The following is a 12,570-nucleotide window of genomic DNA, read 5'->3' as shown; positions in this document are numbered from 1 at the left end:
CGCCCTCGCCACAAAGGCCTGCATTGTTCTTGAACGTCAGGCCCCGGCCATCCATTTCGCCAGGCCATGGCGGCCACTGACGCCGAGTTTGGCCGTGGCGCGTTTCAGGTACGTCTCGATCGAGCTGTTTTTGACCCGCAGCTTCTCCGCCATTTGCGGCACGGTGCCACCGGTCAACAGGCCCAGGCAGACTTCTTTCTCGCGCACCGACAGGGCGATGTCGCTGAATGCCAGGCGCTCATCGAACACTTGCGCCAGCGGCGCCTGATCCAGTTCGGCCAACGGCTGGCGGGTTTGCCGGGCGAGGATTTGCCGACTGATCTGCGCGTGACGTTCGATCAGCGGCAGCAGGGTGTCGGACAGGCGCTTGAGAAACGACAGCTCCGGCAGGGAAAACACTCGTTGGGTATGCGGCCGGTAAAATGAAATCACGCAACGGCGGTTGGACGTGCGCGAAACCAGATTGCATTGATGGGCGCTGTGCTGCGGATGGCGAGGCTGGAGCGAGGCTTTCAGTTGAATCAGCAACGAGTCGTTCATCTCGATCATCTTCTGCAACAGCGGATGATCGTCGGGACTCTCCAGCGGATCGGGCGGGGCACACGTCTGCGTCAAACCGGCGCTGCCCAACGGCTTGATGTCGACCACGCTGGCCTGACGTTCATCCAGCGTCCATTCACTCAGATCCACCCGGTTGACCGGCACCAAGGTGTCGACCAACTGGAACATGTTCGTGGCGAAGTGATCATCGCCAGTGCTTGCAATCAGTTCACCCAGTTGCCAGTAGAAATGCGGGTTTTCCATATTGCGAATACTGCCGGTCAGATTCATATCCTTGTCATCCCTGGTTCAGAACCTTCACTGAATCGTCTTCCGTTTATGCAAAAGCCACCCACGCCGTCATTTCTCCTTGAGCACGATCTGGAGCGGGATTTAAGCCCATGGATTTGTCCTACGTCTGTAGGGGAAAACAGGGACACAAAGTGCCACCATTTCTGAATGTTGGCGCCGGGGTTCTGACGGCATCGATGACAGGCATGCCTGCTTGAGTGACTGTTCAGTCACGCCAAGGCCCCGGAAATCCAAGGGTTGCTGATTTCCGGGCGCTAGCACCCGGGCAAATGGCGGCGCTGGTGCGTGGCTTTTTTCCTACAAGCTTTTCAGTATTTCCTCTCCGAACTTTTAGACAGAGCCTGCGATAACCACGCTCATAGCGTCAGACAGGCGCGTATGAGCGGGGTGGTTGTCCGGGTTTCAGGTGTCATGTCGGTGGCAGGGCCGATGCTTGAATACCGGCAAAATTACATGAGAAGGACCTTATGCAGCCTACTTCTGCCAACGTGGCGGACGATGTGTCCGTGCCTGTCGAGACATTTGCGCTGACCGCCGCCCAACGGGATATCTGGCTGGACCAACTGAGTCGCGGAGATTCGCCGCTGTACAACATTGGCGGTTACGTCGAACTGAGCGGCCCGCTGGATCCGGCATTGATGCAATCAGCGCTTGAGTCTCTGGTGGCAGCGAATGATGCCTTGCGCATTGTTCTGTTATCGGACGTTGGTGACGATGGGTTGCCGCTGCAAGGATTTACGCAGGTGCTGCCGGTAGCCATGCCGCTGCTTGATCTCAGCGGCCAACCCGATCCACAGGCAGCGGCCCGGACGCAGGTTGAAGCGCAAATGGCGCAGCCCTTCGTGTTGAGCGGGCAAGCATTGTTCCGCTTCAGCCTGATTCGCCTCGATCGCCATCGACACTGGCTGGCGGCGCAGGCTCACCACTTGATTATCGATGGCTGGGCTTTCGCGCTGTTGTTCAAGTCGGTGGGCGAGATCTACAGCGCGTTGTGCCGTGGCGAGCGCCCGCGTGTGGCGGCACCGTCCTATCTCGGCTTTATCGAAGATGACGCGCGCTACCATCAATCATCCCGCTATGAAGTTGATCAACGCTACTGGCTGGACAAGTACCGTAGCCTTCCCGAGACCTTGTTGACTCCCTGCCATCGCGAACCCCTCGACGCTGAAGCAGCGCCAAGTCGCATCCACGTCGAGGCGTTTCCCGCCGTGCTGCACCAGCGCATGAAAGACTGCGCGCGACAATTCGGTGGTTCGGCCTTCCACGTGTTGCTGGCAGCGCTGCATGTGTATTTCAGTCGTACCGGCCAACGTGACGAGTGGGTGGTCGGTTTGCCGATTCTCAATCGCTCCGGTGCCCGCTTCAAAAGCACTTTGGGGTTGTTCACCCAGGTCAGTGCAATGCGCATGGGCTTTGGCCGAGCGGTGTCATTCGCTGAATTGATCAAGGCGATCGGCGCTGGTCTGAAGCAGGATTTCCGCCATCAACGCTACCCGCTGAGCGAGATGAACCGCGCGCTGGGCCTGTTGCGTGAAGACCGTGCGCAACTGTTCGAGCTGTCGGTGTCCTACGAACAGGACGACCATGACTACCGTTACGGTGAGGCGTCGGGACACTCGGTCAAGGTCTCCAACCAGCACGAGGCGACACCGCTGGCCTTGCACTTGCGCAGCAACCGTTACACCGACAAGGCCTGGTTGCATCTGGTGTACTCGCCGGCCTATTTCACGGCTGACGAGATCGCGGCGTTGACCGAGCGCTTGCTGCTGATTCTGCAGCAAGGCCTGGAATGTCCGACACTGGCGATTGCCGATTTCAACCTCAATAGCCCGGCAGAGCTGGCCCTGCTCAATGAGTGGAACGACACCCGGGTCAGTTATCCGCAAGACCAACTGATTCATCAGCGCTTCGAATCGCGAGTAGCCGAACAACCGGACGCCGTGGTCGCGACGTATCAGGGACGAACCCTGGGTTATGCCGAGCTGAACCGGCAAGCCAATGCGTTGGCCCACCATCTGATCGGCCTCGGTGTGCGCCCTGACGATCGTCTGGCGATCGTTGCCCGCCGCGGCCTGGAGACGCTGGTCGGGCTGCTGGCGATTCTCAAGGCTGGCGCCGCTTATGTGCCGATTGACCCGGCGCATCCGCCCGAGCGCCTGAGTTATCTGCTCAGCGACAGTGCGCCGGTGGGGCTGCTGACGCAAAGCGATCTGCGTGATCGTTTGCCCGCCACAGCGCTGCCAGTGATCGAGCTGGATCGGCGCGTTTGGTCGCTCGACAACGTGACCGATCCTGACGTGCCGGGATTGAACACCCGCCACCTCGCTTATGTGATTTACACCTCCGGCTCAACCGGGTTGCCCAAAGGCGTGATGGTCGAGCACCGCACACTGGGCAATCTGGTCGACTGGCATTGCGCGGCGTTTGGACTTGGCCCCGGGCAGCACACGTCGAGCCTCGCCGGCTTCGGTTTTGACGCGATGGCGTGGGAGGTTTGGCCGGCGCTGTGTGCCGGGGCGACGGTGCATTTTGCGCCCGCAAGCGAAGGCAGCGAAGACATCGATGCGCTGCTCGCCTGGTGGCGGGCGCAGCCGCTAGACGTCAGCTTTCTGCCGACGCCGATTGCCGAATACGCCTTCAGCAAACAACTCGATCACCCGACCTTGCGCACCTTGCTGATCGGCGGTGATCGTCTGCGCCAGTTCCACCGCGCGCAGTCTTTTGCGGTGGTCAACAACTATGGCCCGACCGAAGCCACGGTGGTCGCCACCTCGGGGCTAATCACCCCGGGGCAGGCGTTGCACATCGGCAAACCGCTGAGCAATGCCACGGCTTATTTGCTCGATGATCAGCAGCGCCCGGTGCCGATCGGCATCATCGGCGAGCTGTATGTCGGCGGCGCCGGGGTGGCCCGGGGGTATCTGAATCGCCCGGACCTGACCGCCGAACGCTTCCTCGACGATCCGTTCAGTGCGCAGCCTGATGCGCGCATGTACCGTACCGGTGACCTTGCCCGCTGGCGCGCCGACGGCAATCTTGAGTACATCGGTCGCAACGATGACCAGGTGAAAGTCCGCGGGGTGCGTGTCGAACTGGGCGAAATCGAAGCGGCGCTCGCCAGCCATGATTCGGTGCAGGAGGCCGTGGTGCTGGTGCGCGACGGCCAACTGTTGGCGTGGTTCACCGAGCGTGAAACGCTGGACATCCTGCAACTGCACGCGCACCTGACCTCGCGTTTGCCAGCCGCCATGCTGCCGGCCGCCTACATCCACCTGGCGACGTTGCCGCTGACGGCCAACGGCAAGCTCAATCGCCAGGCCTTGCCGGGACCGGGGCCGGAAGCGTTGATCCGGCGTCAATACGAGGCGCCACAAGGTGACGTCGAAATCGCTCTCGCACAGATCTGGGCCGAGGTGTTGCAGGTTGAACGGGTAGGGCGCCACGACCATTTCTTTGAGCTGGGCGGCCACTCTTTATTGGCCGTGGGCCTGATCGAGCGCATGCGTCAGATCGGCATGAGCAGCGATGTTCGGGTGCTGTTCAGCCAACCGACACTGGCGGCGTTGGCGGCGGCGGAGGGCAGCGGCCGCGAAGTCGAGGTGCCGGCCAACCGCATCCCGCTCGATTGCACGCACATCACCCCCGACCTGTTGCCGCTGGTGCAACTGGATCAGACGATGATTGAGCGTATCGTCGCGACCGTGCCCGGCGGCGCCGCCAATGTGCAGGACATCTACCCGCTGGCGCCGTTGCAGGAAGGCATTCTTTACCACCACATCACCGCCGCGCAGGGCGATCCGTATCTGCTGCAATCGCTGCTGGCGTTCGACAGCCTCGAACGAGTCGAAGCCTTCGCCGCTGCGCTGCGCCAGGTCATGGCGCGGCACGACATCTTGCGTACGGCGGTGGTATGGGAAGGGCTGACGTCGCCGGTACAGGTGGTGTGGCGCGAGGCGATTCTGCCGGTGCAAGAGGTCGAACTGGATCCTGCCGACGGCGCGATCCTCAATCAATTGCACGCGCGCTTCGATGCGCGGCGCTATCGTCTGGACGTCAGCCAGGCACCGCTGCTGCGCTTGATATATGCCCGTGACCCCGCGCACGACCGGGTGGTGGGCATCTTGCTGTTCCATCATTTGGCAATGGATCACATTGCGCTGGAGGCGATGCGCGAAGAAATCCACGCCAGCCTGTCCGGGCACGGCGAACCGCTGGCAGCGCCGGTGCCGTACCGCAATTATGTGGCGCAGACGCGACTGGGCGTGAGTGAGCAGGAGCACGAAGCGTTCTTTCGCCAGATGCTCGGCGACATCGACGAGCCGACCTTGCCGTTTGCTTTGCAGAACGTACAGGGCGACGGCAGCAACATCGAAGAAGCCGAGCAGACGCTGGCCAGCGATCTGTATCAGCGCCTGCTGCAGCAGGCGCGTCTGGCCGGCGTGAGTGTCGCCAGCCTGATCCACCTCGCCTGGGCGCAAGTGCTGGCGGCGACTTCCGTGCAGCAAAGCGTGGTATTCGGCACCGTGCTGATGGGCCGCATGCAGGGCGGCGCCGGTGCCGATCGGGCGTTGGGGGTGTTTATCAATACCTTGCCGCTGCGGGTCGATGTCGGCGAGGGCGCGCGTGCTGCGGTGAAATCCACCCACGCCCGCCTCACCGCGTTACTCGCCCATGAACACGCTTCGTTGGCGCTGGCCCAGCGTTGCAGCGGCGTTGCAGCGCCGGCGCCGCTGTTCAGCGCGTTGCTCAACTATCGGCACAGCGAGGATGTCGAGCAAACGACCTCCCGGCAAACCTGGCAGGGCATCGAGACCCTGGCCAGCGAGGAACGAACCAATTACCCGTTTACCCTGAGTGTCGATGACCTCGGCACGGGCTTGCGTCTGACCACCCGAACCCTGTCGAGCATCGGCGCGCAGCGGATTGGCGCTTATGTGCAGTCAGCGCTGCGCGGCTTGGTCGAGGCGCTGGAGAGCTCGCCGCAGCAACCGTTGAATCGTCTGCCATTGTTGCCGCAACAAGAGCTGCAACAGCTGCTGATCGAGTTCAACGCCACCGCCGTCGACTGCCCGATGGAGCAACCGCTGCAGGCACTGTTCGAACAACAGGTGCAGCGCAAGCCGGATGCCATCGCCGTGCAGTTCGCCGAGCAACGCCTGACCTATCGCGAGCTGAACGAGCAGGCCAACCGCTTGGCCCATCATCTGCGCGGGCTCGGCGTAAAGCCGGATTCGCGGGTAGCGATCTGCGTCGAGCGCGGGCCTGAGCTGGTGATCGGTCTGCTGGGCATTCTCAAGGCGGGCGGTGCTTACGTGCCGCTTGATCCGGATTATCCGCTGCAACGGCTGAACTACATGTTGCAGGACAGCGCGCCGGTCGCGCTGCTGGTGCATGCCGCAACGCGTGATTTGCTCGGCGAGCCCGGCGTGCCGCTGATCGATCTCGACCTCGGTGCCTGGCAGGACCAGCCGTACGACAATTCGCAGGTGCCGGGCCTCGGCGCGACGAATCTGGCCTACATGATCTACACCTCCGGCTCCACCGGCACGCCGAAGGGCGTGATGATCGAACACCGCAGCGCCTGCAACATGGTGCATTGGGGCTCGCAGCTTGCGCCGCCGACCGAGCACGGGGCGTTGCTGCAAAAGGCGCCGTACAGTTTCGACAGTTCGGTGTGGGAGATTTTCTGGCCACTGTGCTCGGGCATGCGTCTGGTGCTGGCGCGGGCCGATGGCAATCGCGATTCGGCGTATGTGACGCAAGTGATCCGCGAGCAGCAGATTACCGTGGTCAAGTTCGTGCCGGCGTTGTTGCAGCAATTCATCGAACAAGACGATGTCAGTCAGTGCACCAGCCTCACCGACGTGCTCAACGGTGGCGGCGAATTGACCGTAGCGCTGGCCCGGCAAGTGCGCGAGCGCCTGCCGTGGGTGCGCCTGCACAACGTCTATGGGCCGACCGAAACCACTGTCGACAGCAGCGCCTGGACGCTGGAACCCGGCGAACCGGTGCCGCAGACGCTGGTGCCGATCGGCAAGGCCCTGAGCAACACCCGGCTGTACGTCCTCGATGCCTTTGATCAGCCTGTGCCGTTTGGCGTCAGTGGGCATTTGCACATTGGCGGAGTGGGGGTGGCGCGCGGGTATCTGGGACTGCCGCAATTGCAGGCCGAGCGCTTTATCGACAGTCCGTTCGTGGCCGGTGATCGCTTGTATCGCACCGGCGATCTGGTGCGTTACGGCACCGATGGCAACCTCGAATTCCTTGGTCGCAATGACTTTCAGGTCAAGCTGCGCGGGGTGCGGCTGGAACTGGGCGAGATTGAAGCGCGCCTGCTGGAACATCCGGCCATTCGCGAGGCGGTGGTGCTGGTGCGCGATGAGCGACTGGTGGCGTATTACACCCTGCGTACCGAACTGGCTGCACCGACGCTGGAAGTATTGCGCGCGCATGTGTTGGCGCAGTTGCCGGAATTCATGGTGCCTGGCGCTTACGTGGCGCTGGCGGCGCTGCCCTTGACGCCGAACGACAAAATCGACCGCAAGGCCTTGCCGGAACCGGGGGCGGAGGCGCTGCTCAGCCGTCCTTACGAGGCACCCGAAGGTGACGTGGAAAGTGCCTTGGCGCAGATCTGGGCGCAGGTGCTCAAGGTCGAGCAGGTGGGGCGGCATGACAACTTCTTCGAGCTGGGCGGGCATTCGCTGTTGGCGGTCAGTCTGGTCGCGCGCATGCGTCTGGCCGGGCTGCATGTCGACGCGCGCACGCTGTTCAGCCAGCCGACGCTGGCCGCGCTGGCGGCCCAGACCTCGCGGCAGGCGAAGCAAGTCGAAATCGCCCAGACCACCATCCCGAGCCTCAACCGTAAACGCCGGCTCTGATATCAGGGCCTTCGCGGTCAGCACCCAACCCGTGGCGAGGGAGCTTGCTCCCGCTGGACTGCGCAGCAGTCCCAGATTCTCCGATCAAGCGCGGGGGCCGCTTCGCGCCCCAGCGGGAGCAAGCTCCCTCGCCACAGGTACTGGCTTCTCACCCGCAGGCCGGGTGGCTTGTCCCTGCTTCCCATGTCAGACACCCACGCCCCGATGTTTTAGTTTTTCCAGGCTGCGCGCCGTGTGCACGGACTTGCTGCTGCGCGCTCCTTTTTTCCGCATTTACAGCAGGTTACCTCATGCATTTCAGCGAACTGATGGCTGCCATTTCCACCCATGCGATCCGCCTTCAACAGGAAGATGAAGACCTGGTCATTCTGGGCAGCGACGACGCGCTGGATGACGCGTTGTGGGACAGCCTCGCGGCGCATAAGGCGCAACTGCTGGAGCTGGTCGCTCAACACGGCGGCGACTGGCTGAGCCCGGCCTTTCGCATCACCCCGGACATGCTGCCGTTGGTGAAGTTGAGTCAGGACAGCCTCGACCGCATCGTTGCCACGGTGCCGGGTGGCGCCGCCAATGTGCAGGACATCTACCCGTTGTCCGCATTGCAGGAGGGCATGCTGTATCACCACCTCTCGGCCACTGCCGGCGACCCCTATATCTCGCAGGCGCGCTTCGTCTTCAACCGTCAGGAACGGCTGGACGCGTTCGCCGACGCGCTGCGTTGGGTGGTCAAGCGTCACGACATTCTGCGTACTTCGTTCGTCTGGGAATACCTCGACGAAGCGGTGCAAGTGGTCTGGCGCGAAGCGCCGCTGGTGTGTGAGGAAATCAGCGTCGACAGCAACGCCGACGTGCTGACGCAACTGCTCGCACGCCACGACCCGCAGCACTTCCGTCTCGATATGCAGCAGGCACCGTTGCTGCGCCTGGTGTATGCGCAGGATCCCGCTCAGGGCCGCGTGGTCGCGCTGTTGCTGTTTCATCACATGATCATGGATCACGTCGCACTGGATGTGCTGCGTCGGGAAGTTCAAGCCTGTCTGCTCGGGCAGACCGCGCAAGTGCCTGCCGCCGTGCCATATCGCGATCACTTGGCCAGGGCACGCAATGCCGGCAATGAGCAGGCACATGAAGCGTTTTTCCGCGACATGCTCGCTGATATCGACGAGCCGACGCTGCCGTGTGGTTTGCAGGACGTGCAGGGCGACGGTCATGCCATCGAAGAAGCCGCGTTGCTGCTCGACAGCCACTTGAGCCAACAGTTACGCGAGCAGGCGCGGCAGCTCGGTGTGAGCGTCGCGAGCTTGACGCATCTGGCCTTGGCGCGAGTGCTCGGGCAATTGTCCGGGCGCACGGCGGTGGTGTTCGGCACCGTGTTGCTGGGGCGGATGGACGCGGGCGAGGGCGGCGAGCAAGCGTTGGGCATGTTCATCAACACCTTGCCGCTGCGCGTTGATCTCGGCGAGCACAGCGTGCGCGCCGGCGTGCGTGCGACCCATCAGCGCCTGACTGCGTTGTTGGCGCACGAGCAAGCCTCGCTGGCCCTGGCGCAACGCTGCAGCGCGGTGGCGGTGCCGACGCCGCTGTTCAGCGCGATTCTCAATTACCGACACAGCAGTGTCGAAGAAGTCGCGGAAGTGGTCGACATTGCCCCCGGCGTGCAGGTGCTGGGTGCCCGCGAGCGCACCAACTATCCGCTGACCATCAACATTGATGACCTCGGCGCCGATTTGCGCATCACCGCGCTGGCGGATGCAGCGCTGGGTGCCGAGCGCATGGCCGCGTACCTGAACGCGGCGCTGGAGAGTCTGCTCGCAGCCCTGCAAACCCGCGCCGATGTGCCGCTGCAAGCATTGCGAATCCTCCCGGCGAGCGAGCGCGAGCACTTGCTGCGCGGCGTTAATTTACCGCTGGCACAGTTCCCGGAAACTCCGCTGATTCACCAGCAATTCGAAGCCCACGCACAGGCTAGGCCTGACGCCACGGCGCTGATCTTCGAAGGGCAGACGGTCAGCTACGGCGAACTCAATCGTCGCGCCAATCAGGTCGCCCACCATTTGCTGGCGCTGAACATTCGCCCTGACGACCGCGTGGCAATCTGCGTCGAGCGTGGCCCGCAAATGATCATCGGCCTGCTCGGTGTGCTCAAGGCCGGCGCCGGTTACGTGCCTATCGATCCGGACTATCCGCTGGACAGAATCAGTTTCACCTTGCAGGACAGCGCCCCGGTAGCGCTGCTGATGCAGGCGGCGACCCGCGATCGCGTGGCCGATCTGGATGTGCCGCAGATCGATCTCGACAGCGCTCACCTCAAGGCCGAACTCGACAGCAATCCGCAGATACCCGAGCTGAAGCCGGCGCATCTGGCGTACGTGATCTACACCTCCGGTTCCACCGGTTTGCCCAAAGGTGTGATGGTCGAGCACCGCAACGTAGCGCGGCTGTTTTCCGCCACCCACGATTGGTTCCAGTTCAACCCGCAAGACATCGGGGTGTTGTTCCATTCCTTCGCCTTCGACTTCTCGGTCTGGGAAATCTGGGCCGCGCTGGCGTTCGGCGGGCAATTGCTGCTGATCCCGCAAGCCGTCAGCCGCTCGCCGGACGACTGCTATGCATTGCTCTGCCAGACCGGCGTGACCGTGCTCAACCAGACGCCGAGCGCGTTCCGCCAACTGATCGCCGCGCAGGGCCGCAGCACGTTGCAGCACTCGTTGCGGGAAGTGGTGTTCGGTGGCGAAGCGCTGGAACCGGGCCTGCTCAAACCGTGGTATGCGCGGGTCGGCAATGCCGGAACGCGGCTGGTGAACATGTACGGCATCACCGAAACCACCGTGCACGTGACCTATCGACCGCTGCAAGCCGCCGACGCGCAATTGCTCGGCGTCAGCCCGATTGGCGTGCGCATTCCCGACCTGCAACTGTATGTCCTCGATGCACAGCGCGAACCGCTCCCCGTCGGTGTGATTGGCGAGTTGTACGTCGGCGGCGCCGGGGTGGCCCGTGGTTATCTGAATCGCGAAGCGCTGACGGCCGAGCGTTTTATCAATGATCCGTTCGGTGAGAACGCCGATGCTCGGTTGTACAAAACCGGCGACCTCGCACGCTGGGCCGCCGACGGCAGCCTCGAATACCTCGGTCGCAATGACGATCAAGTGAAAATTCGCGGCTTCCGCATTGAACTGGGCGAAATCGAAGCGCGCCTGTCCGCTTGCGCAGGTGTGCGCGAGGCCGTGGTGGTCGCCCGTGAGGACAGCCCCGGTGATCAACGGCTGGTCGCCTACTGGCTGGCCGACTCCGGCGCCGCGCCAGATGTGGCGCAATTGCGTGATCAACTGCTGGCTGTTCTGGCCGACTACATGGTGCCGAGCGCCTTCGTGCGTCTGGATGCCTTTCCGCTGACCGCCAATGGCAAGCTCGACCGCAAAGCCCTGCCGGCGCCGGACAGCGAGGCGTTTGCCCGGCGCGGTTTCGAAGCACCGGTCGGTGCCGTGGAAACCCTGATTGCCGGGCTCTGGCAGACATTGCTTGGTGTCGAGCAGGTCGGCCGCCATGACAATTTCTTCGAACTCGGCGGTCATTCGCTGCTGGCGGTGAAGCTGATCGAGCGCATGCGCCAACAGGATCTGCACTGTGATGTGCGCGTGCTGTTCGGTCAGCCAAGCGTGGCAGCACTGGCGGCAACCCTGAGCAACGAGCGCGTCATTGGCGTCCCGGACAACCTGATCGAGCCGGGTTGCACGCGCATCACCCCGGCCATGCTGCCGCTGGCCAGTCTCGATCAAGCTGCGATCGACCGCGTTGTTGCCAGCGTGCCGGGCGGCATCGCCAATGTGCAGGACATCTATGGCCTGGCGCCGTTGCAGGCGGGAATTCTCTATCACCATCTGGCCACCGCTGCCGGTGATCCGTATGTGTTGCAGGCGCAATTCGCCTTCGACGGTCTGGCGCAGATCAAAGCGTTCGTCCGAGCCTTGAACGGCGTGATCCAGCGCCACGACATCCTGCGCACCGGCATCGTCTGGGAAGGGTTGGATGAGGCGGTGCAAGTGGTCTGGCGCGAGGCGCCGCTGGCGCTGGAACGCGTCGATGCCGACGAACTCGACGGCGATGTGCTGGAGCAGATGCAGGCGCGTTTCGATCCACGCCACTATCGCCTGGACCTCAATCGCGCGCCGCTGATGCGCTTTGTCTACACCGAAGACCAGCCGCACCAGCGCTGGATCGGCATTCTCCTGATGCACCATATCGTCCTCGACCACACTGCCCTGGACGTGCTGGTCGCGGAAATGAATGACGTCATGCTCGACCGTAGCAGCGATCTGCCGCCGCCGGTGCAGTACCGCCATTTTGTCGCGCAGGCGCGGCTCGGCGTTGATGATCAGGCCCATGAGGCGTTCTTCCGCGAGATGCTTGGCGATATCGACGAGCCGACCGTGGCCTTCGGTCTGCAGGACGTGCACGGCGACGGCAGCGACATTCTCGACAGTCATTCCGAACTGGATGCCGGCCTCGGCCAACGTCTGCGTGAGCAGGCGCGGCGGCTCGGTGTCAGCGTCGCGAGTCTGGTGCATCAGGCCTGGGCTCAGGTGTTGGCAAAGGTTTCCGGCCAGCAAGAAGTGGTGTTTGGCACTGTGCTGCTCGGGCGCATGCAGGGCGGCGAGGGCGCAGACCGGGCGCTGGGCATGTTCATCAACACCTTGCCGCTGCGCGTCAGCGTCGGGGCGGACTCGGTAGAGAGCGGCGTGCGGGGTACCCATGCGCGGCTGGCGCAGTTGCTCGGCCACGAGCAAGCCTCGCTGGCGCTGGCCCAGCGTTGCAGCGGGGTCGGCGCTGCGCAGGCGCT

The 12,570-nt window shown here is 63.2% G+C and carries 3 protein-coding genes (1 of these 3 cut by a window edge); 2 read left to right on the top strand and 1 reads right to left on the bottom strand.

Annotation, left to right across the window (positions count from 1 at the left end):
* Positions 1–36: 36 nt before the first annotated feature.
* The gene (locus BK670_RS14035) at positions 37–831 is read right to left on the bottom strand and encodes a helix-turn-helix transcriptional regulator (RefSeq protein WP_123450391.1); all 795 of its coding nucleotides are present in this window, start codon (positions 829–831) and stop codon (positions 37–39) included.
* Positions 832–1,319: 488 nt separating this feature from the next.
* On the opposite strand from BK670_RS14035, the gene BK670_RS14030 reads away from it, so the two are divergent.
* Both BK670_RS14030 and BK670_RS14025 read left to right on the top strand, forming a co-directional pair.
* Positions 1,320–7,730: a non-ribosomal peptide synthetase gene (locus tag BK670_RS14030; protein ID WP_123450389.1), complete on the top strand. Its 6,411-nt coding sequence runs from the start codon at positions 1,320–1,322 to the stop codon at positions 7,728–7,730.
* A gap of 290 nt (positions 7,731–8,020) precedes the next feature.
* Positions 8,021–12,570: the start of a non-ribosomal peptide synthetase gene (locus tag BK670_RS14025; protein WP_123450387.1), read on the top strand. 8,467 nt of this gene lie beyond the right edge of the window; only the first 4,550 of its 13,017 coding nucleotides appear in the window; its start codon is at positions 8,021–8,023; its stop codon lies off the right edge, out of view.

The sequence above is a fragment of the Pseudomonas fluorescens genome, assembly GCF_003732425.1.
In the GTDB taxonomy this organism is placed as follows: Bacteria; Pseudomonadota; Gammaproteobacteria; order Pseudomonadales; family Pseudomonadaceae; genus Aquipseudomonas; species Aquipseudomonas fluorescens_BE.
Note: the sequence above shows the minus strand (reverse complement) of the source record. Positions and strands in the feature narration are given on the sequence as shown.

Excerpts from the sequence above, each read along its gene's own strand:
- BK670_RS14035 (WP_123450391.1), bottom strand. The coding sequence starts at position 831 with ATGAATCTGACCGGCAGTATTCGCAATATGGAAAACCCGCATTTCTAC.
- BK670_RS14030 (WP_123450389.1), top strand. The coding sequence starts at position 1,320 with ATGCAGCCTACTTCTGCCAACGTGGCGGACGATGTGTCCGTGCCTGTC.